This window comes from Acidimicrobiia bacterium (assembly GCA_036396535.1).
GTDB lineage: Bacteria > Actinomycetota > Acidimicrobiia > Spongiisociales > UBA5794 > DASWKR01.
In genome coordinates this window covers 46,808-67,576 of the sequence record DASWKR010000060.1, presented here as the reverse complement: position 1 = coordinate 67,576, position 20,769 = coordinate 46,808, and the positions used below count along the sequence as shown (strand labels likewise).

The 20,769-nt window shown below is 67.9% G+C and carries 19 protein-coding genes and 1 pseudogene; 9 read left to right on the top strand and 11 right to left on the bottom strand.

Annotated features, from left to right (window positions below):
• Positions 1–4 precede the first annotated feature (4 nt).
• The 7 genes and pseudogenes from VGC47_11030 to ndhC form a co-directional block, all read right to left on the bottom strand.
• The gene (locus VGC47_11030; GenBank protein ID HEX9855839.1) at positions 5–550 is read right to left on the bottom strand and encodes an NADH-quinone oxidoreductase subunit J; all 546 of its coding nucleotides are present in this window, start codon (positions 548–550) and stop codon (positions 5–7) included.
• Between the two features lie 4 nt (positions 551–554).
• Positions 555–1,037, bottom strand: a pseudogene (locus VGC47_11025) (NADH-quinone oxidoreductase subunit I).
• Positions 1,037–2,074, bottom strand: coding sequence for a complex I subunit 1 family protein (locus tag VGC47_11020; protein HEX9855838.1), 1,038 nt, complete (start codon positions 2,072–2,074; stop codon positions 1,037–1,039). Before VGC47_11020 ends, VGC47_11025 begins: the two are co-directional and overlap by 1 nt.
• Entirely contained in the window at positions 2,071–3,264 is a 1,194-nt protein-coding gene (locus VGC47_11015; protein ID HEX9855837.1) for an NADH-quinone oxidoreductase subunit D 1, read from the bottom strand. Before VGC47_11015 ends, VGC47_11020 begins: the two co-directional genes overlap by 4 nt.
• On the bottom strand, positions 3,261–3,908 hold the full coding sequence (locus tag VGC47_11010; GenBank protein HEX9855836.1) for an NADH-quinone oxidoreductase subunit C: 648 nt from the start codon (positions 3,906–3,908) through the stop codon (positions 3,261–3,263). Before VGC47_11010 ends, VGC47_11015 begins: the two co-directional genes overlap by 4 nt.
• Positions 3,889–4,386, bottom strand: a complete 498-nt coding sequence (locus tag VGC47_11005) for an NADH-quinone oxidoreductase subunit B family protein (GenBank protein ID HEX9855835.1) — start codon at positions 4,384–4,386, stop codon at positions 3,889–3,891. Before VGC47_11005 ends, VGC47_11010 begins: the two co-directional genes overlap by 20 nt.
• Positions 4,377–4,751, bottom strand: coding sequence for an NADH-quinone oxidoreductase subunit A (ndhC, locus tag VGC47_11000; GenBank protein HEX9855834.1), 375 nt, complete (start codon positions 4,749–4,751; stop codon positions 4,377–4,379). The genes VGC47_11005 and ndhC overlap by 10 nt, the downstream gene beginning before the upstream one ends.
• A gap of 329 nt (positions 4,752–5,080) precedes the next feature.
• Between ndhC and VGC47_10995 the strand changes: the two genes are divergently transcribed.
• The 4 genes from VGC47_10995 to VGC47_10980 all read left to right on the top strand — a co-directional run bounded on the left by VGC47_10995 (position 5,081) and on the right by VGC47_10980 (position 9,002).
• Positions 5,081–5,527: a TadE/TadG family type IV pilus assembly protein gene (locus tag VGC47_10995; GenBank protein HEX9855833.1), complete on the top strand. Its 447-nt coding sequence runs from the start codon at positions 5,081–5,083 to the stop codon at positions 5,525–5,527.
• Entirely contained in the window at positions 5,518–6,915 is a 1,398-nt protein-coding gene (locus tag VGC47_10990; protein ID HEX9855832.1) for a pilus assembly protein TadG-related protein, read from the top strand. The genes VGC47_10995 and VGC47_10990 overlap by 10 nt, the downstream gene beginning before the upstream one ends.
• A gap of 234 nt (positions 6,916–7,149) precedes the next feature.
• The gene (locus VGC47_10985; GenBank protein ID HEX9855831.1) at positions 7,150–8,244 is read left to right on the top strand and encodes an alkaline phosphatase family protein; all 1,095 of its coding nucleotides are present in this window, start codon (positions 7,150–7,152) and stop codon (positions 8,242–8,244) included.
• Positions 8,241–9,002 (top strand): hypothetical protein, encoded by a 762-nt coding sequence (locus tag VGC47_10980; protein HEX9855830.1) that lies wholly within the window; start codon positions 8,241–8,243, stop codon positions 9,000–9,002. Before VGC47_10985 ends, VGC47_10980 begins: the two co-directional genes overlap by 4 nt.
• A gap of 56 nt (positions 9,003–9,058) precedes the next feature.
• On the opposite strand, the gene VGC47_10975 is transcribed toward VGC47_10980, so the two are convergent.
• Positions 9,059–9,718, bottom strand: coding sequence for a metal-dependent transcriptional regulator (locus VGC47_10975; GenBank protein HEX9855829.1), 660 nt, complete (start codon positions 9,716–9,718; stop codon positions 9,059–9,061).
• Between the two features lie 107 nt (positions 9,719–9,825).
• Between VGC47_10975 and VGC47_10970 the strand changes: the two genes are divergently transcribed.
• The 5 genes from VGC47_10970 (at position 9,826) to VGC47_10950 (ending at position 15,722) form a co-directional block, all read left to right on the top strand.
• On the top strand, positions 9,826–10,833 hold the full coding sequence (locus VGC47_10970; protein HEX9855828.1) for an iron ABC transporter substrate-binding protein: 1,008 nt from the start codon (positions 9,826–9,828) through the stop codon (positions 10,831–10,833).
• Complete coding sequence (locus VGC47_10965; GenBank protein ID HEX9855827.1) at positions 10,830–12,449, top strand: iron ABC transporter permease; 1,620 nt, start codon at positions 10,830–10,832, stop codon at positions 12,447–12,449. Before VGC47_10970 ends, VGC47_10965 begins: the two co-directional genes overlap by 4 nt.
• Complete coding sequence (locus tag VGC47_10960; protein HEX9855826.1) at positions 12,446–13,462, top strand: ABC transporter ATP-binding protein; 1,017 nt, start codon at positions 12,446–12,448, stop codon at positions 13,460–13,462. Before VGC47_10965 ends, VGC47_10960 begins: the two co-directional genes overlap by 4 nt.
• Positions 13,463–13,610: 148 nt before the next feature.
• The gene (locus tag VGC47_10955) at positions 13,611–15,032 is read left to right on the top strand and encodes a hypothetical protein (protein HEX9855825.1); all 1,422 of its coding nucleotides are present in this window, start codon (positions 13,611–13,613) and stop codon (positions 15,030–15,032) included.
• A gap of 33 nt (positions 15,033–15,065) precedes the next feature.
• Positions 15,066–15,722: an MgtC/SapB family protein gene (locus VGC47_10950; GenBank protein HEX9855824.1), complete on the top strand. Its 657-nt coding sequence runs from the start codon at positions 15,066–15,068 to the stop codon at positions 15,720–15,722.
• A 6-nt stretch (positions 15,723–15,728) separates the two neighbouring features.
• Here VGC47_10950 and VGC47_10945 read toward each other — a convergent pair whose 3' ends face one another.
• From VGC47_10945 to VGC47_10935, 3 genes are all read right to left on the bottom strand, one after another.
• The gene (locus VGC47_10945) at positions 15,729–18,017 is read right to left on the bottom strand and encodes a xanthine dehydrogenase family protein molybdopterin-binding subunit (GenBank protein HEX9855823.1); all 2,289 of its coding nucleotides are present in this window, start codon (positions 18,015–18,017) and stop codon (positions 15,729–15,731) included.
• An 11-nt stretch (positions 18,018–18,028) separates the two neighbouring features.
• Positions 18,029–19,168 carry a hypothetical protein gene (locus VGC47_10940; protein HEX9855822.1) on the bottom strand — a complete coding sequence of 380 codons (1,140 nt, stop codon included), beginning with the start codon at positions 19,166–19,168 and terminating at the stop codon, positions 18,029–18,031.
• 73 nt (positions 19,169–19,241) lie between these two features.
• Positions 19,242–20,768, bottom strand: a complete 1,527-nt coding sequence (locus VGC47_10935) for an NADH-quinone oxidoreductase subunit N (protein HEX9855821.1) — start codon at positions 20,766–20,768, stop codon at positions 19,242–19,244.
• Position 20,769 lies beyond the last annotated feature (1 nt).

Genomic DNA, 20,769 nt, shown 5'->3' with positions numbered 1-20,769 from the left:
CCCCTCATCGCAGCGCCTCCGACTCTTCGGTCGGGTCACGTCTTGCTAGCACGATGCCCCCGATCAGGGCGGCCAGCAGCACGATCGACACGACCTCGAACGGCATGACGAAGCGCTCGAACATCGCCTGCCCGATGTCGTCCGTCCGCGTGGCTGCTGAAGGCGCCACGACGGCGTCCTCGAAGTAGCCGACGACGGAGGCTGCCAGCAGGACGAACAGGGCGAACGCCACGATCGCAGCCGACACCCTCACCCGGATGGGGTGGCTGAGCTGCACCTCCCTGCCAACCGGTGCCCTCGTGATCATGATCCCGAACAGGAACAGCACGACAACCGCCCCGATGTACACGAGGACGACCGTCCAGGCGACGAACTCCGCTCCCAAGAGCAGGAACAAGGCGGCCGAGCCGCCGAGGGCGACGACCAGGTACAGCACGGCGTGGACGACGTTCGGCGACGTGACCACCCTGAACCCCGCAAAGAGCATGCCGAGCCCGATCACGAGGAACACCCAGTTCTCGGGAGTGCCGGCCCAGTCCGATAGCGTCACCTCACGGCTCCAGCGGTGGCGGTTCGGGGACCGTGGCGAGCCAATCGGTGAGGCGCTCCTTGTCGTGGAGCATCTCGGAGATCTTGTGCTCGCTGTACTCGTAGTCCGGGCTCCAGAAGAGGGCATCGAAGGGGCACACCTCGACGCAGATACCGCAATACATGCAGAGGGCATAGTCGATGTCGAAGCGATCGAGCTTCGCCCTGGTCCTCACCCTGCCGCCCTCGGTCGCCGGAGGGACCTCCTCCTTGTGGCCTTCGATGTAGATGCACCAGTCCGGGCACTCCCTGGCGCACAGCATGCAGACGGTGCAAGCCTCAGGGTCGAGCGCGATCACGCCGCGAGCCCTCGGAACAGGTGTCTCCTTGACGAGCGGGTAATTCACCGTGACCGGCTTCTTGAGCAGCTCGCGCAACGTGACCCAGAGTCCCTTGGCGAGGCCCTTGAGCGGTAGGCCCGACCTCGGGCGGGTGGGTGTGGTTGTCATCAGATCACGACCTTCAGGACGGCGGTGACGACGATATTGGCCAATGCCGCAGGAATGAGCCACTTCCATGCGAGCGTCTGGAGTTGGTCCTCGCGCAGGCGTGGGAAGGTCCAGCGCAGCCAGATGAACACGAACGCCAGCAGCATCACCTTGCTGAGCAGGACGATCGGTCCGGCCACGTTGAGGGCGTCGGTGTCGAGCCACGGCAACCAGTAGCCGCCGAGGAACAGCGTTGCGGTGACTCCGGCGAGCGAGATCATGCCTGCATACTCACCCAGGAAGAACATGGCGAACCGGATCCCCGAGTACTCGGTGAGGTAGCCCATCGTGAGCTCCGACTCGGCGATCGGCATGTCGAACGGGATCCGCGACAGCTCGGCGAGGCTGGCCGTCAGGAAGATGGCGAGGCCGGCGAACTGCAGGATCATGTACGGCGGGACGAGGTTGACCCACTCCGGGGCCGTGTCGAACCACCTCCAGGCCGCTTGCGCATCCACGATCCCGCTGAGGGACAGGGTCTGCGCCTGGATGGCGACTCCGACGACGGCGAGGACGAGCGGCAGCTCGTAGGCGATGAGCTGCGCAGCGGCGCGCAATCCCCCGATGAGCGAGTACTTGTTCCCCGACGACCAGCCCGCCATCAGGACGCCGAGTGTCGAGAAGGAGGACACCGCCAGCAGGTAGAAGATGCCGAGGTCGAGGTTCCTGGCGACGAGGTCGGGCCCGAACGGGAGCACGACGAAGGTGGCGATGGTCCCCATCAGGATGACGTATGGAGCGAGCTTGTAGACCTTCTCGTCGGCCGCGGCAGGGACGAGGTCCTCCTTCTGGAGGAACTTCAGCCCGTCGGCGAGTGGCTGCGCCCAGCCGAAGCGGCCGCCTGCGAAGTAGGGCCCGATGCGGCTCTGCATGTGGGCTGAGATCTTGAGCTCCCCGAAGATGATCACGAGCGCCCCCGGCAGCACGACCGTCAGGATCAGACTGACTTTGATGGCGAGCAGCAGCCAGAAGTTGTCGAGGAGAGCGGAGACGATCATCTGTCGACGTCTCCGAGGACGAAGTCCAGGCTTCCCATGATGGCGACCAGATCGGGAACGAGAGCCCCCTGGAGCACCCAGGGCAGGATCGACAGGTTCGAGAACGAGGCCGACCGGATCTTGACGCGGTACGGGATCCGCCCGCCCTCGGAGACGATGTAGTACCCCATCTCGCCCTTCGGGTTCTCGGCGCGCACGTAAACCTGGCCCTTCGGGACCTTGATGATTCGAGGCACCTTGGCTTGCAGCGGCCCGGACGGGATCTTGTCCACCGCCTGCTGGATGATCCGCGCCGACTGCCTGATCTCCTCGACGCGCAGGATGTAGCGGTCGAAGCAGTCACCGTTGAACGAGACGGCGACGTCGAAGTCGACGTCGCCGTACGGGAGGATGTGCTCCACCTTGCGCAGGTCGAATGCCACGCCGGAGGCCCGCAGGTTGGGACCCGACAGCCCGAACTCGAGGGCCTTGTCGACCGGGATGACGCCGACTCCGATGGTCCTCGCCTGGATCAGCTCGTTGCCGACCACGAGCTCGTCGAGCTCGTCGCACACCGCGACGACCTTGTCCATGGCGTCGCGGGTCTGTTGGAGGAAGCCCGCCGGGAGGTCCTGGATGACCTTCTTCATGTCCGAGCCCCCGCCGGCTGCCGGCTTGACGCCTCCGATCCTGTTGAAGTTCGGGTGGAAGCGGCCGCCCGTGACGCTCTCGATGAGCTCGAGTACCCGCTCCCGCTCACGGAGCGCGTACATCAGCGGGGTCGCCGCGCCGAGCTCGAGCGGGTAGGACGACAGGAACACCAGGTGCGACGAGATCCTCGCCATCTCGGTGAGGATCATCCTGATGTACTGGGCACGCGGAGGAGCCTCGACCCCCATGAGACGCTCGGCGGCTACCACGAACGGGATCTCATTGGCGAAGCCGGACACCCAGTCGATCCGGTTCACGAGCGCGATGATCTGGGCGTACGTGCGAACCTCGGTGAGCTTCTCGTAGCCCCGGTGCATGTACCCGATGACCGGATCGACGTGGTCGACGCGCTCACCGTCGACCCGGGCGACGAGACGCAGCACCCCGTGCGTCGACGGGTGCTGCGGGCCGATGTTGAGCGTCATGTCCGGGGTCTCGAGCTCGACGGACACGGCCACCTCGGAGTAGTGCATCGCAACGCGAGGGTCGAGCTGGGTCACCCTTCTTCTCCAACGTCCTCTGCGTCATCGTCGGACGGCACCGCCCCCGGCATGCCCTCGACGTCGACGGTCCCCGGCCACGGCTTCACCTCTCGGCTCAAGAGGGGGAAGGACTTCCGGAGCGGGTAGCCCTCGAACTGGTCGGGGAGGTAGAGGTTGACGAGATTGGGGTGGTCGCGAAAGTCGATGCCGAACATCTCGGCGGCCTCGCGCTCGTGCCACGCCGCCCCGCCGAAGACGGGGACGAGCGAGTCGATCCACGGGTCGTCCTTCGGGACGTCGGCCACGAACAGCGCGCCGTCTCCCGACGTCACCGACGACAGCCTGGCGAGCACCTGGTAGCGCTCGTGCATCTCGTCCGGCTTCTCGACCGACTCGCCCACACTCACCTGGCGCGACCAATCGATGGCGGAGAGCCACGAGAAGAAAGGGAGCCCGGCGTCCCGAGCGGCCGTGATGGCCTCACGCCATCGCTCTCTGTCCACCGAGACGTGCACCGTCGCGAACTCGGCAGACCACTCGGCGGCGCCGACCACCGACGCCAGCTCGGCTGCGAACACGGCGAGCGCGCCGGCGCCGTCCTCGGGGATCTCGTTGCCGGCTGCCGCAGTCTCGGGGTTCGCCTCAGACGGGCTGTCGGTCACGCTCGTTCCACTTCTCGCGTACGTCTTCTTTCGAGATCTGCTGCTGCAAGAGGACGATGCCCTCCATCAGCGCCTCGGGGCGCGGCGGGCAACCCGGGACGTAGACGTCGACTGGGATGACCTGGTCGACCCCCTTGGTCACCGAGTAGGAGTCCCAGTACGGACCGCCACAGTTGGAGCATGAGCCCATCGAGATGACGTACTTCGGGTCCGGCATCTGGTCGTAGAGGCGTTTGATGGCCGGCGCCATCTTGTCGGTGACGGTTCCCGCGACGACCATCAGGTCTGCCTGGCGAGGTGATGCGGGGAGCGGGATGATCCCGAATCGCATGAAGTCGTAGCGAGGGCTCGAGGCAGCCATCAACTCGATCGCACAGCATGCCAGGCCGAACTGGAAGAACCACAGCGAATACTTCCGCGACCAGTTGAGGAGCCACGAGACGGGCTTCGGGGCCCCGAACTTCTCGATCACTCCCACCGCAGCACCCCTTTGCGTATCGCATAGACGAGGCCGAGCACGAGGACCCCGATGAAGATGACCATCTCGACGAGGATGAATGCTCCGCCGAGCGAGAATCCTTCGACCTTGATGGCCCACGGGAAGATGAACACCGCCTCGACGTCGAAGATCAGGAAGAGAAGGGCGAAGATGTAGTAGCGGATGTGGGTCTGCGACCACCCTCCGCCGACGGGATCGATGCCGCACTCATACGTCTCCGACTTGCCCTTCGACGGCTTGTCGGGGCGCAGCAGCGAGGAGACGAAGAGGCCCCCGCCGACGAGGAGCGCACCGACGGTGACGAACACCGCAACGGTCACGTAGTCGCCGAAGTAGCTCTCCAAGACCCTTCCATACCCCTCGGTCGGCGCCAGACCGCACGCGTGCGGCCCTCGGCGGCGAGTATAGGAGGGGCGATTTGGCCTCCAAAGTCTGCGTCATCAGGCCGAACGAGAGCCCCCGAAATGGGCGCCGAACTCGCCGCGGGACCCCTCGTGCGAGCGTCGCCTTTACCCGCCGAGTGGCGGCCACCCGGCCCTTCGCGACCCACGCCGCTCCACGGCCGCTCTCCTGGAGACACCTCATGCCTGATCGAGGGCCTCAAGGGATGCGGCACGCAAGCCGATGAACACACTGCCGACGTCGTTGGGTCGGCCCGCCAACCAGGGACGCAATGAAGAACCAGCGTGGAGCCGCGCTCGTCGAGTTCGCGGTCGTCCTGCCACTGTTGATCATCCTGCTCTTCGGGATCATCGAGGCCTCTTGGGCATTCGCCCAGCAAAACGATGTGCGCCACGGAACGCGTGAGGCGGCCCGGCTCGCCGCAACGAACTACGGGGATGTGACGGCGGTCGCTCAGGAAGCGTGCGCCCGCATGGACCTCGTCTACGCGCACGCAACACCCAAGGTCACCCTCACGCCGAAGTCCGCGGACGGCACCCTGGGAGGGCTCGCCCAGGTGGAGGTCGAGGCCGGCCTCACCACGCTCACGGGGCTCCTGGACGGCGTGTTCGGCGGCATCGATCTCCACTCCGTCATCGAGTTCCGCCTGGAACAGCCGTACGAGGGCGAAGCCGACTGGTGGAACGGCGGGGCTGGGGGAGCGTTCACGTGCACCTGAGGACTGTGCGACGGCAGCTGCGCCGCGACGAGCGTGGCACGTCGATCGTCCTGGTCGCGGTGACAATGGTGGTGATCGTCGGGTTTGCCGGGCTCGCCGTCGATCTCGCCAACGCCTGGTCGCAGAGGCGCCAGGACCAATCGACGGTCGACACGGCCGGGGTAGCCGGGGCCATCTTCACCGCCGAGCGTACGAAGGCGCAAGCGATCGCGGATGCGTCGGGCGAGGTCATCCGCATCTCGAAGGCGAGCCTGTCGTTAGCGGTCAGCGACACCGAATGGGCAACGGCATGGGCGGCGTGCCAGGACCTCGATCGGCCAACCATCTTCACCGTCATCAGCCCCGCTTCCCCGTGCATCTCGTTCACCGCGACGCTGCAGCGGCTGCGCGTCAACCTCCCGGAGGTAGCGGTCACCACGGCGTTCGGAGGGGTGCTCGGCATCGATGAGATCGCCACCTCGGCGGCGGCCGAGATCGAGATATTCCTGGACCCGGGAGGCGGAGCGATGCCGTTCGGGATGCCAGGCCTCGCCGGCGGGGACGGCGAGATCTGCCTCAAGACGGGATCGAACCCGAACGGCATCCCTCCGTGTGACGGCCCAACCATCGGGAACTTCGCCTTCCTCGACATCACGGAGTTCGGGAACCTCATCCTCCACACGACACAGACCTGCACCGGGAGCTCGAACACGAGGCTGGCTCGCAACATCGCCCAGGGCGCCGACCACCCGATCGGAGTGGCACCGAGCGCAACCTCGGTCTTCAAGTTGGACAGGGACGCCTGCCTCGACGGCAACTTCAACGCCCAGCCGTACACGCTCACGACTGAGACGGGAAACATGGCATCGGCGCTGCACGACGGCTTCGTAGACGGGGTGTCGGGAGTCGCCGGCCGGCTCACGAACAGCACCAACACCATCACGATCGCCGGCAACGCGATCGACGACACGCCGCTCTGGGATTACCTCACAGCCAACGGCAAAGCGATCTGCGGGTCCATCTCCGACCACGATGCGATGGTCGACTGCCTCCAGAACGTGTGGCAGCCGAGCGATGGAGTCATCTTCAGCGGCACGATCGACGACGCCGCCCGGTTCGGATGGGTTCCGCTGTTCTGGGATCTCACCCTGGGCACAGGAACCTCGAACCTCAACATCCAGGAGTTTCGCCCGGTGTTCATCCAGACGACGTTCTGGAAGTGCACCAGCACCGGTTGTAAGTACATCCACGACCCGGGCGAGCCACTCACCCCGTTCGGAGGTGGCGGAGGCTCGGTCAAGGTCGAAGCGTCCACATCGATCCAGATCCCCTTCGCGGCACTCCCCGACGAGATCGTCGAGAACGGGCCCGGCAAGCCGGGCCAGCTCACCTACGCCATCATCGAGTAGCGGCGCAGGCCCGATCGGGCCACGACCCGGACGCTGCGGGCAAACCGTCTGGCAGAATGACCGGCATGTCCGTCCGCGCTCGGTATCTGTCCTTCGATGCCTCCCCTCGGCCGTCGATCGGACGGTCGTGGGGTGTCGCCCTCGACATGCGGGTCGCATGGCGGGCGACGACACCGACAGCAACGAGTTCTGCATCTTGCGGGCACTGCGCCCGGACGAGCAGTAGCTGACGCCATGCCGACCCTGACCTTGCCGGACTACTCCGGCGGTGCGCTCGTCAACGTGATCGCAGAGGTCGAGCACAGGCTCACGGGACGATCGGCCTCGGCACCTCTGCACGAGCACCTCGCCGCCGACGTGAACACGGGGGCAGGCTACGTGCTCGTCCTCTTCGACGGTCTGGGGCACCATCAGCTCATGCATCCTTCCGCGGCACCCCTCGCCGACTCCGAGGCTGCCGCCATCGACTCCGGGTTCCCGGCCACGACGACCGTGAGCCTGGCGACCGTTGCGACTGGAGCGGTGCCGAGGCAGCACGGGCTGATCGGCTACCAGCTGTGGCTACCCGACCCCGGTGTCGTCATCAACACGATTCGCTGGACGACACTGTGGGGCGATCCAATCCCTGCGATCGACGCCGCCGGGTTCCTTCCGGGGCCCAACCTGTGGGAACGGCTCGAGGCGGCAGGCGTCGAGGCGGTGACCGTGCAGCCTGCCAACTTCGTAGCGAGCTCGCTGAGCCGCGCCCTCTACCGGGGATGCCGGTTCGAAGTGGCGTGGACCACCGCCGACCTCGTGGACGCGACGATCGCGCTGGCGGCTCCCGGCAGGCTCGTCTTCGCCTACGTTCCGCACGTCGACTTCGCGGCACACGTCCACGGCCAGGAGAGTGACGAGTACGCCGAAGCGGTCGGGATCGCGGCGACGGTGTGGCAACGGTTGAGCATTCGCCTTCCCGCAGACATCTCGCTCGTGGGCGTCGCCGACCACGGGCACATCGACTTCCCTCCCAAGAGCCAGGTCAGGATCGCCAAGGCGGACCACGAGGGGCGGGAGTTCTTCGGAGACGGCAGAGCGATGCTCGTCAAAGGCGAGGGTGCCTCCCTGGCGGAGACGCTGCCCGCCACTTGGATCCCGATCTCCGCGGCCGAGTCGTGGTGGGGCCCGGGCCCTGCCCACCCGGCGTTCGACGCCCGCAAGCCGGATGGGATCCTCCTCGCCGACGACGACGTCCTGCTGCTCCACCGCTTCAGCGACGATCGCATGGTCGGCAACCACGGCGCCCTTGCCGACGCCGAACGGGTGATCCCGCTGCTGGGGCGGGGATGAGACTCGCCGTGTGCGTGCTCGTGCTCTGCGCAGCAGGTTGCACGGAGAGCACGACCGCCGACACCGGGGCGACGTCGCTGGCGACGACACCCGCTGCGGGGACCGCGGTGCCCGAGGGGGTTCTCGGCCGGGGAGCGCCCCCCGTCGAGCTCGAGTCGTACCGGTCGGAGCTCGTCATCGACATCGAGGTGGCGGAGACGACGGCGCACATCGCTGCGAGCGGGGCGCGCCAGGGCGAGCGCTTCGAGTGCACCACCGAATACGTCGTCGACGGGGAGAGTCGGACGGAACGGATCGCAGGCGACGCCGACGACGTGTGGCTCGGCGAGGGCTCGCTGCTACCCAGCCGCTACGCCGAGGCGGACGTGGCGGCGGTCTTGAGCATCTGCCCGGCGGCCACGGATTTCTGGGTCGAGCTCGAAGTCGGCCGACTCGACGAGGTCACCGCCCTCGAGGTCGTCGAGGTGAATGGCGTCACGGCCGCACGCTACGACCTCGCAGCGGCCATCGCCGACTCCCTCCTCATCGGCGTCGTGCCTGAGCTGTCAGGCGTCGAGTACACCGCACTGCAGGTGTGGCGCCAGCTCGACACCGGTGCGATCGTTCGGCTCGTGCTGGCGATGGAAGCCGACGCATCGACGCTCGCCGAGAGCCTCGGCCTCGACGATGCAGACGTAGAGGGCACGGCTTCCATGCGGCTGACTCTGGACGTCACGTCCGTCGACGATCCGACGGTGGCGGTCACGTTGCCTGGCTGAGCCGTGCTTGCCGCATCCGGCCTGCCGCATCCGGGCGCCCCACGCCGATGGCCGGCTCAGGAGGCGAGGGCGACGAACAGGCGCTCAGCAGCGAAAGGGCCCACGCCCGCCGCGCTCCCGTTGACGCTCACCGTCAGCGCCCCGTGAGGATCGCGCCCGCGCAGCTCGACCGAAGCGCCCGGCCGGAGCCCTGACTCGTCGAGATAGGCCATCATGTCGACGTCGAGCTCGAGCTCCTCGGAGATACGCTCGAGCGGGAGAACCTCGCCGACCACCATCTGGGCGATCGGTTTCATCGGAGGGGGCCGATAACCGGCGCCGGGGATCGGGTTGCCGTGGGGGCACGTCTTGGGGTCGTCCATGACGGCCCACATCGCCTTCTCGACGTCGTCGCTGATCGCCGTCTCCCATACTTCCGCCTCGGCGTGGACCTTCGCCCACGGGAGCTCGAGGACCTCGGAGAGGAAGCGCTCAGCGAGGCGGTGGCGCCTGACCACGACCTCGGCAAGGTGCCGTCCCTCGGGCGTGAGCCGCACCCCCTCACCGACGACGACGACACCCTCCGCCTCCATCTTCTTGATCATCTCGGAGACACTGGCGCGCGACACGCCCAGCCAGTCTGCGATGCGGGCCTGGATCGGCTCGATGTCGAGCTCCTCGAGCTCCCAGACCGCTTCGGCGTACTCGCGGAACTTGACGCTGTAGGTGGTGTCCACCAGGTGAGAGTACTCGTTCGAAATCGTAAGGTAGACCTGACGCCGGGTGTCAGGTGATTTACACTATGGCGGTAGTGTCAATCTCCAAGCAGGCAGAAAGGGACCTCGTGGACAACGTCAGACGCACCATCATCGTGGTGGCGGGCGCATTGCTGGTCGCCGTGAGCCTCACGGCATGCTCGGGTTCGGACAACACGCTCACCGTCTACTCCGGACGCTCGGAGGAGCTGGTCGCTCCCCTGATCGAGCAGTTCGAGGCCGAGTCCGGCCTGGACGTCGAGGTCCGCTACGGCGAGAGCGCCTCGCTGGCAGCCACGATCCTCGAGGAAGGCGAGGACTCCCCGGCAGACGTGTTCTTCGCCCAAGATCCCGGTTCCCTGGGCACGGTGGCCGGAGCGGGCCTGTTCAGGGAGCTTCCCGTAGACGTGGTGGCGCCGGTGCCCCCTCGCTTCCGCGACCGCGACAATCGATGGATCGGTGTCTCCGGTCGATCACGCGTTTTCGTCTACGACGAGACAAGAATCGACGCCGATCAGCTCCCCGCCAGCGAGGACGAGCTGACGAGCGACGAATGGGCGGGCCGCGTCGCCCTGGCTCCGACGAACGGATCGTTTCTCTCGTTCGTGGCGGCGAAGATCATCCTCGACGGAGAGGAGGCCACACTTGCCTGGCTGGAGGCAATGGAAGCCAACGGATCGCCGACGTACGAGGGCAACCTCCCGATCGTCGCCGCGGTCGACGCAGGCGAAGTGGACGCCGGCCTCGTCAACCACTACTACCTGCTCCGGCTGATCGACGAGGGAGGCGACGTGAACGCCGTCAACCACTTCATGGACGGGACGACGGCCGGATCACTCGTGATGCCTGCCGGAGCCGGAATCCTCGTGGGGGGCGGCGAGGACGCCTCGACGCAGTTCATCGAGTTCCTCCTCTCCGAAGAAGCACAGGCGTTCTTCGCAGACGAGACGTTCGAATACCCGCTGGTCGAGGGCGTCGAACCGTACCCGGGGCTGCCACCGATCGACTCGATCGCCACCCCCGACATCGACCTGTCGAGTCTCGCCGACGTGCTCGACCGAGCAACCGACCTCGTGGCCCAGGCGGGGCTGCTGTGACGGTGGCGCCCGTCGCCGACGCGGCCCGGAGCCGTCCGGAGAGCGAGGCCCCTCCCGGCCGTCGAGCGGGGCGGATCCTCTGGGCGTTCGCGCTGATCAGCGTGTTGCCCGCCGTCGTTCCCCTCGTCTCTCTCGTCGTCCGGGTCGCCGGCGCCACCGACTCGGCGTGGAGCGTCCTCTTCAGCGCGAGGACGGCCGGTCTCGTTGGGCGTTCCGTCCTCTTCACGCTGGCGGTCACCGGCTCCGCCGTCGTGATCGGGGTCGCGGCGGCCTGGCTCACCGTCCGAGTCGATCTCCCGGCGAGGCGGGCATGGGCTGTGCTCGTCGGGCTACCGCTCGTTGTTCCCTCCTACGTGATCGCCCTCACGTATCTCGCCTCCTTCGGACCCCGAGGGCTCCTCAGCGACGCCCTCGGTCGACAGCTTCCTTCCGTCGCCGGGTTCCCGGGAGCCTGGCTGGCCCTGACCCTGTCGACCTACCCGTACGTGTTCCTCATCACGAGGTCGGCGCTGCTGCGCTTCGACCCTGCTCTCGATGAAGCGGCGCGCGGCCTCGGTGCCTCGCGGGTGCGCACCTTCTTCTCGATCACGGTCCCGCAGCTGCGGCCGGCGATCGCGGCGGGCGCTCTACTGGCGGCGCTCTACACGCTGTCCGACTTCGGGGCGGTGTCGCTGATGCGATTCGACGTCTTCACGAGGGTGATCTATGCCCAGTACCAGGGCAGGCTCGACCGAACCCCTGCCGCGGTGCTCGCCATCCTCCTCATCGCAGTCGTGCTCATCGTCCTGTGGGTGGAGCAGCGAACCCGTGGCAGAGCGACATACTTCCCGCGCGGTCCGCGAGGCATCGCCCCATCGATCCCGACCTCGAGGAGGGCGAAGGCGGCGAGCCTCACGTTCCTCGCCGGCCTCGTCACGGCAGGGCTCGGCCTGCCGATCCTCACCCTGACCGCATGGCTCGTCCGCGGCGTGGCCCGTGGGGACGAACTCGCCATGCGATGGGGCGCCCTCACAGGGTCGGTGGCCGGGTCAGGCGTCGCAGCACTGATCGCCATGGCAGCGGCGATACCGGTGGCGGTCCTCACGATCCGCCACCGACGCCGGGCGTCGCGTTGGCTCGAGCGAGGTGTGTATGTGATCTTCTCACTTCCCCACATCACGGTTGCGCTCGCCATCGTCTTCTTCGCAGCGTCCTACCTCGGCCCGCTCTACCAGAGCTTCGCGGTGTTGGTGGTCGTCTACGCCGTGCTCTTCCTGGCGCAGGCCGTCGGAGCGACCGGCGCCGCCCTCCTCCAGTCGAACCCACACCTCGAGGAGGCAGCCCGGGGCCTCGGGAGGACTGCCGGCCAGGTCATGCGCCTGGTCACCGTCCCGCTCGTGTGGCGCGGGGTGGCGACGGGAGGCGCCCTCGTCTTCCTCACGACCATGAAGGAGCTTCCGGCGACCCTGCTCCTCCGCCCGACCGGGTTCGACACGCTGGCGGTCCGCATCTGGTCGAGCGCCAACGAGCTGTTCTACGCCCGCGCCGCGGCGCCGGCGCTGCTCCTGGTGGCGGTGTCGGCGCTACCGATGTATCTCGTCATGCGCCGCGCCGGGGAGCCGGTGGTCCGGTCATGACGGCGAGCACGATCCACTGCCACCAGCTCACGAGACGGTTCGGGGACACCGTCGCCCTCGACCGCTTCGATCTGGAGGTGTCGGCCGGTGAGATCTGCTGCCTCCTCGGGCCCTCCGGGTGCGGCAAGACCACTGCCTTGAGGATCATCGCCGGGTTCGAGGATCCCGAGTACGGCAGCGTGCACATCGGGGACGACACGGTCGTCGGTCCCGGCGTCAACCTCCCCCCGGACCGTCGTCGGGTAGGCATGGTGTTCCAGGACTATGCGCTCTTCCCGCACATGACGGTGCGCGCCAACGTCGCATTCGGCATCGGAAAGGGGGCGGCCACCCGAGTGGCTGAGATACTCGAACTGGTCGGGCTGGAGGCCATGGGAGACAGGATGCCCCACCAGCTGTCGGGAGGAGAGCAGCAGCGGGTCGCACTCGCCAGAGCGCTCGCACCCAGCCCGAGCGTGATCCTGCTCGACGAGCCGTTCTCGAACCTCGACGCCTCCTTGCGGGATCGCATGCGCCGCGACGTCCGCCTCATCCTCAAGGAGACCGGCAGCACCGTCGTGTTCGTGACCCATGACCAGGAGGAGGCGCTTGCGATGGCCGACACGGTCGCCGTGATGCGCCATGGCCGGGTTCTCCAGATCGGGGCGCCCCGGGACGTGTACAAGTCTCCCGCCAACCCGTGGGTCGCCGGCTTCATAGGCGAGAGCACTCTCATCGAAGGCACGGCGGAGACGGGCATCGTGACGACCCCGATCGGCCGGTTCCCCCACGCCAGCAAGCTGCGCGGGCCGGTCCTCGTGATGGTCAGGCCGGAGTGGATCCATCCGGTGCCATCGATGGAAGGCAGAGCCACCATCGTCGATCAAGAGTTCTACGGGCACGATCGGCTCGTGACCCTCGAGCTCGAGGACGGGCGCCGGCTCACCTCGCGCCTTGCGGGCACGCCACTCATCGAAGTCGGGGACCGCGTCGAGATCGGCATCGACGAGGTCGTGCTGTTCCCGGCCGGCTGACGGCTCGCTCAACCCGCACGACCTTCAGGCCGATCCCGGGGGGATGCCGAGCAAGAGCACAGACTGGGCGCCGGGCCCCCCACCGGGATCCGACCGGGCCGAGCAGATCGAGATGCTGGCGGCATCGCCCCCTACGCTTCTCGCGCTCGTGAACCTCCGTCGGATCTTCCCAATCGTGCTGTTCACCGGCGTGGCGTCGCTGGCCGTGCAACACACCGTCGACCCCGACATGTGGTGGCACCTGCGCACCGGTGAGCTGATCGTGAGCTCGGGCATTCCTCGCCAGGACGTCTTCTCGTACACGGCGTCGGCGAACGAGTGGGTGGCTCACGAGTGGCTGTCACAGGTGGTCATGTGGCTGACGTACCGCGCCGGCGGTCTCGTCGCGCTGATGATCCTGTTCGCCGTCATCGTGACCGCCACGTTCGCCATCGTGTACCGGATGTCCCCCGGCAAGCCGAACATCGCTTCGCTGGCGACCTTGGTCGCCGCGGGCGGCACCGCCGCGGTCTGGGGGGTGCGTGTCCAGCTGGTCAACCTGCTCCTGCTGGCGGTCTTCCTGTTGCTCCTCGAGCGCCGCAAGGACGGCTCGATCGGGGGTTGGGTGTGGTTTGCCTTCCCGGCTCTCACGCTGCTCTGGGTGAACCTCCACAGCGGCTATCTCCTCGGTGTCGCGGCGCTCGGGGCGTACCTCGCCGGCGAGCTGATCGAGCTGAGAACGACACACCACGATCCGCGCACCCTGCCCGCTCGTGACGTCGCCCGCCTCGGTGCAAGCATCGCCTCGTGCCTCGGCGCCGCACTCGTCAACCCGAACGGGGCCCGCATGCTCGTGTACCCGTTCGAAACGCTCGGCAGCACGGTGCAGCGACGCTTCATCACCGAGTGGCACCCGCCGAGCCCGGATCAGCCGGTCTTCTGGCTGCTGGTGCTGCTCGTGCTCTTCGGAATAGGCGGCATGCTCCGGTCACCTGCGAGGCCGTCGGCCACCGAGCTGCTCATGTTCGCAGGCACTGCCGTAGGTGCCGCTCTCTCGGCGCGCAACGTGCCGATCTTCGCCGTCGTCGCCGGCCCGATCCTGGCCCGCCACTGGTCGGCGGCGCTCGGCTTCGTGGAGCGCGAGCGACCTCGAGGCCGGCTCGACCGGCAGACGGCATTGGCGGCGACGGCGATCGCCGCCCTCGGGATCGCCGTCGCCGCAACGACGATCGCCTCGAACGACGAAGCCGTCGATGCATCCCTCCCCGTCGCGGCGGTCGACTGGCTCGACGACCGCAGCGGCTCCGGCCGGGTCTTCAACGCCTACGGCTGGGGCGGATACCTCATCTGGCGGGGGTATCCCGTCTTCATCGACGGCAGGGCAGATGTGTACCGCGACCAAGGCCTCCTCGACTTTGCCGCCATCTACTACGCCGCGGACGGCTGGCAGGGGAAGCTGGACGCCGCCGCCGTCGACTACGTGCTGGTCGAGCGGGGCTCGACCCTGGGCCAGGTGCTCCGAGGAGACCCCGGCTGGCAAACCGCATACGAGGACCGGATCGCCACGGTGTTCACGCGCCCCGGGTCCTGAGCACCGCTTCGGCGCCCATGCGAGACTGAGCCGGTGCCCGACGAGCTCAACGTCTTCGAGTGGACGGTGCGCCTGGCTACCGCCGCCTTGCTCTCCGGCTTGATCGGCTTCGAGCGCGAGGCGCATCACAAGGCGGCCGGGTTGCGCACCCACATGCTCGTCGGCCTCGGAGCCTCCCTGTTCACGATGCTCTCGGCGTATGCGTTCGGCGGTGAGGACACCACGCGGATCGCCGCCCAAGTCGTCTCGGGCATCGGGTTCCTCGGTGCCGGAGCAATCTTCCGCGAAGGGGCGAACGTGCGCGGGCTCACCACCGCGGCCGGCCTGTGGGCAGTCGCCGCCATCGGGATGACGACGGGCGTCGGCCTGGTGCTCGGCGCAGTCACGGCGACAGTGCTCGGCCTGCTCATCCTGTACGGGCTCGGCTATGCCGAGAAACGCCTGCGCAGTCGGGACCACCTGAGCAGGAGGCCGATCGGGATCCGCCTGGCCAACCTCGGCGAGCTCGACGAGATCGTGTCGATGGCGGCCTCACTCGACCCCACGTCCGGGCCGGTCGAGCTCGAGCGGTATACCGACGGCACGTACCTCGTGATGATCCTGGTGGATACGACGCGGGTAGCAACGATCACGGCAGCGGCCGAGTCGTTCGAGACCGTCTCGGAGGCTTCGGAGATCGACCCGATGTGACCTGCGTCAGCCTGCGGCGCTGATCGCAGCCCACACTCTGGCGGGGGTGAGCGGCATGTCGATGTGTCTGACGCCCAGGTGGCTGAGGGCGTCGACGACCGCATTCTGGACCGCCACGGTCGAACCGATGGTCGCCGCTTCGCCGATCCCCTTCACGCCGAGCGGGTTCATCGGCGTCGGCGTCTCGGTGTGGGCGACCTCGAAGCTCGGGAGGTTGGGCGCCATCGGCAAGATGTACGAGACGAGGTTGGCGGTCAGCGGGTTGGCGTCCTCGTCGTAGCGCATCTCCTCGAAGAGGGCCTGGCCGACGCCCTGGGCGATGCCGCCATGCACCTGACCGTCGAGGAGCCACCGGTTGAGGATGTTGCCGGCGTCGTCGACGGCGACGTGCCGGCTCAGCTCGACGTCCCCGGTCTCGATGTCCACCTCCACGACTGAGATGTGGGTTCCGAACGGATACGTCGAGCCGCCCTGGTCGAAGACGCCCTCGGCGCCGAGGCCGGGCTCCATGCCCTCGGGGAGTCTTCCCCGGTCGGAGGCGATCGCCGCAAGGTCGCCCCACCCGATGGCGGTGTCCGGGACTCCCGCCACCCCGACGGTGCCGTTCTCGAAGACGACGACGTCGCCCACGGCGGCTTCCTCGAGGAACGCCACGATCTCCCTCGCCTTGTCGACGACCTCGACCGAGACCTTCTGGACGGCACTGCCCCCGAGCTGGAGAGATCGCGAGCCGCCGGTGCCTTCTCCGAGAGGGATGACATCAGTGTCGCCGAACACCACTCTGACATCGGTGTATGGAACGTTGAAGATCCCGCCGGCGATCTGGGCGAAGGCAGTCTCGTGGCCCTGGCCGTGGGCGGAGGTGCCGACCCTCACCGTGACCGTGCCATCCTCGTGCACGTCGGCCGCGCCCCATTCGTGCGACCCGTCGGGAGCGGTGACCTCGACATAGCTCGACAGACCGATGCCGAGCTGGCGGCGTGCTCCGCTGGAGCGTCGCCTTGCCTGTTCGGCTCTCAGCTCGTCGTACCCCGCGATCCGGAGCGCCGCGTTCATGGCCTTCTCGTAGTCGCCGGAGTCGTAGCGGGCACCGGTCACGGTCTCGAGGGGGAAGTCCTCGGGGGCGAAGAAGTTGCGGCGCCGCAACTCGACCGGGTCGACGTCGAGGTGGCGGGCGAGCATGTCGAGGATGCGTTCGAGGAATGCCGTCGCTTCAGGTCGCCCGGCGCCGCGGTAGGCGTGGACCGTGGTGGTGTTCGTGGCTACGGCCCGGTACGAGAAGTCGACCTTGGGGATCCGGTACGGACCGCTCGCCATCAGCCGCGTGAATGTCGGGAGGACCGCCCCGAACGAGGGATACGCCCCGACTTCCTGGTCGACTGCCACCCGCAGTCCCACGATCGTGCCGTCTCGCTTGGCACCGATCTCGACGTGCTGGGTCATCGCCCTGCCGTGCACCATTCCGACGAGGTTCTCGCCACGGCGTTCGATCCACTTGACGGGCTTGCCCAGCTCCGTCGCGATGACGGCGGTGAGGATCTGCTCCGGGTATGAGTAGAACTTGGCGCCGAAGCCTCCACCCATGTCCGGGACGCGTCCCCGGACCTTGGCTCGCTCCACGTCGAGCGCCCGAGCGATGGTGTGGCGGTGACTGAAGACGTTCTGGGTGCCCACCCAGACCTCGAGACGGCCGTCGTCTCGTGGGATGGCGAGGGCCGAGTTCCCCTCGAGCGGTATCGGCGCCACCCGCTGGTTGCGGAAGTCGCCCGCCACGACGACGTCCGCCTCGCCGAAAGGGTCACTCGACCCCGTCCCGGCGTCCGTGTGCACTACGTTCGACCCGATCTCGGGCCATATGACCGGGGCCCCTTCCGCGGTGGCGCCTCCGATCGACGACACGGCTGGGAGGGGCTCGATGTCGGCCCACACCAGGTCTGCGGCGTCGGCAGCGGCCTGCGGACTTTCGGCGACCACGACAGCGACGATGTCCCCGACGTGACGGACCCGGCCGCGGGCGACGACGGGACGCGAGGCGGCCCGATCGACCTTCCCGGATGTCGGCGTCGACTTGACGTGGGCGAAGTCCTCGCCGGTGTACACCGCGACGACCCCAGGGGACGACCGCGCACCGGCCACATCGACGGCGCGAATCACTCCATGCGGGAAGACGGACCGCACGGCGTGGAGGTGGAGGACCCCTTCGACGTCGAGATCATCCAGGTATCGCCCCTCGCCCCTGATGAACCTGGGGTCTTCGACCCGCTTGACGTTGTTGCCGAGGATCGAGCCGCGCATCGGCGGGCACGCTACTCGGCTGCCACCACGCCGGCGGCGGGCAACCCGGCGACGGGCGCCGTCCGGCGTTGCGTCCAGGCCCCGACGAGCCAGCCCCCGACGCCCAAGATCAGCCCGCCGAAGTAGAGCAGGATTCCGACGATCGGGAGCAACCAGATCCCGAGCCGCCACACCACCGCACCGACCACGAAGGCCGCGAACAGGCCATAGCGGCCGCGCACGAGCTTGACCCCGGCGGCGGCCACGGCGGGGACCGGCCCGAACAGGAGCGACAGTCCGACCAACAGGAGGAGGGCGACGGCGATCGGGATGCCGACGAGCGACGCCGCCGCGAACACGGCGAACATCGGGACGAGCACGACCGCGGCCAGCCCGACCCCCAGAGCCTTCCACGGGGAGGTCAGCACTGCTCCGACGGCGCGCGGGGCGACCGAGCGAAAGAGCCACAGCAGGATGAGCCCGCCGAGGACGAAGGCAAGTGTCCCGATGACGGTCGCCGCGGTGAGGAACACCCGTACGAAGAACGTTCCTCGTGCCGAGAGGCGCGCCGTCTGCCCTGCGACATTCGAGCCATCGTCGATGCGCGCCTCCGAGTCGGCCCGATACAGGAGATCGCCGCCGATCACTGCGTCCGGGCCGACGGTGATGCGGGCGACGGTGACGTCGACGTCACGCCCGACGGCGCCGTCGAGGTTGCCCGAGACGAAGCGACCCCTGAGGTCGCGGCCGACGGACCCGGTGTCGGCCAGCGACCCGGCGAGGACCAGGACGTCGCGCCCCGCCGTCCCGGAGAAGTCCACCGATGCAGCGACGACGGCGACGTCGTCGCCCACCGTGCCGGAGATGGCGACGCTCCTGGCGAACCCTCTCACGGAACCGGCGACGAGGCCGGAGATCGTCACCTCGCCGTGTGTGGCGACGATGACATCCCCAGTCACCGTTCCCCCGATCGAGAGCCCGCCCGTCACGATGATCAGGTCACCGTCGATCGTGCCGTCCACTCGGCCGGACTCGGCGATCACGTAGACGTCCTCGTCGCGGTGATCGCCCTCGTTTATGAGGAGGATGTCCGTGGCGATCACGTCGACGACAATGGGTATCGGGATGACGAATGCGCCGATCGCGGCGGCCATCAGAAGGCGGCGTCTCATCATGGCAGGGTAGGAGGACGTGGCCGATGTGCCGCTCGGCGTCGATTCACAGCTCGAGGCGGTCCTGGCCGGCTCAGAACGGAAGAGCGCCGCTCACCCAGTCGAGCAGCGGCCAGGGAGCGACGCCGAACGAGATGGTGACGGCCAGGCAAGCGACCAGCACCAGCCGTCCGCCGACTCCCACTTCGGGAGGGGCCGCCGCTGTGCCTGGTGCGTCGGCGGGCTGCTGGAAATACATCAGCACGATCACCCGCAGGTAGAAGAACAGGCCGGCGACGGAGGCGACGAGCCCGACGAGCGCCAGCCACAGGTAGCCGGCGCCGATCGCCGCCGCGAACACCGTGACCTTCCCTACGAACCCGGCGAGCAGCGGGATGCCACCGAGCGACAGCATGAACACCGCGAGCGTCAGCGCGAGTCCCGGCGCCCGCGCCGCCAGTCCGCGGTACGCCTCGAGAGGCGACGCCCCGTTGCGGGGCCCGCTCACGATCGCAGTCACCGTGAAGGCGCCGAGCAGCATGAAGGCGTACGTCGAGACGTAGAACAGCAGCGCAGGCACTCCGTCCTCGACGGCCACGAGCGCCGACAGCATGAACCCGGCGTGGGCGACCCCCGAGTAGGCGAGCATGCGGCGCAGATCGGTCTGGGCGATGGCGAGCGCCGTACCGACGACGACCGACAATGCCGCCACGGCGGCGAGGGGCGGCACCCACAGCCTGTAGGCGAGTTCGAAGGCGGCCACCAGCAACCGGGCGAGCGAGATGAAGGCGGCCACCTTGACCCCGGCAGCCATCAGGCCGACTGCGCCGCCGGGAGCGCCCTGGTACACGTCCGGCGCCCACTGGTGGAACGGGGCGGCCGTCACCTTGAACGCCAGCCCGATGATCATGAGGGCGATGCCGACCCACAACACGCCGCCGCTCGCCCCGAGCGTGAGCACCCGGCCACGGATGAACTCGGTGATCGCACCCTCGCCGTAGATCGAGATCGACCCGGTCGCCGCGAAGACCAGGGCGATGCCGTAGAGGAAGATCGCCGATGCGAACGAGCCGAGCAGGAAGTACTTCATCGCCGCCTCGTCGGAGTTCGGTTCGTCGCGGGTGAAACCGGCGACGACGTAGAGGCTGATCGACGTCACCTCGAGGCCGATGAACAGCAGGATGAGGTTGGCGGAGATCACCATCAGGTGCATGCCGGCAACCGCCAGGAGCACCAAGGCGACGAATTCGGCGCCCTTGGTGTCGAGGGTCGCCACCAGCCTCCAGGCGGCTGTCAACGCGACGCCGCCCACGGCGAAGATGACGATGCCGGCGAATGCGGACAGGTGGTCCATGACGATCATGGGGAGCCGGAGAGCCTCGCCTGTGTAGCTGAGGAAGGCATCGTTGCCGAGCCCGCCGGCGGCGACGAGGTCGGTCAGCTCGTCGACTCGCATCCACTGGGCGACAGACAGCAGCAGCGAGAGCCCCAGGGCCGCCGCGGAGATCGCGGCCCATGCCCTGCGGCCGAGGGTCAGCGTCACCTCGGCGAGCAGAACGAGGACGGCACCACCGAGGAGAACGATCTGTGGGGCGATCGAGATGAAGTCGATGCGCTGCACG

Bases quoted from the DNA above. Each gene is read 5' to 3' on its own strand.
- VGC47_10980 (HEX9855830.1), top strand. From the start codon at position 8,241: ATGAGACTCGCCGTGTGCGTGCTCGTGCTCTGCGCAGCAGGTTGCACG.
- VGC47_10945 (HEX9855823.1), bottom strand. From the start codon at position 18,017: ATGCGCGGCTCGATCCTCGGCAACAACGTCAAGCGGGTCGAAGACCCC.
- VGC47_10985 (HEX9855831.1), top strand. From the start codon at position 7,150: ATGCCGACCCTGACCTTGCCGGACTACTCCGGCGGTGCGCTCGTCAAC.
- VGC47_10960 (HEX9855826.1), top strand. From the start codon at position 12,446: ATGACGGCGAGCACGATCCACTGCCACCAGCTCACGAGACGGTTCGGG.
- VGC47_10995 (HEX9855833.1), top strand. From the start codon at position 5,081: ATGAAGAACCAGCGTGGAGCCGCGCTCGTCGAGTTCGCGGTCGTCCTG.
- VGC47_11020 (HEX9855838.1), bottom strand. From the start codon at position 2,074: ATGATCGTCTCCGCTCTCCTCGACAACTTCTGGCTGCTGCTCGCCATC.
- VGC47_10940 (HEX9855822.1), bottom strand. From the start codon at position 19,168: ATGAGACGCCGCCTTCTGATGGCCGCCGCGATCGGCGCATTCGTCATC.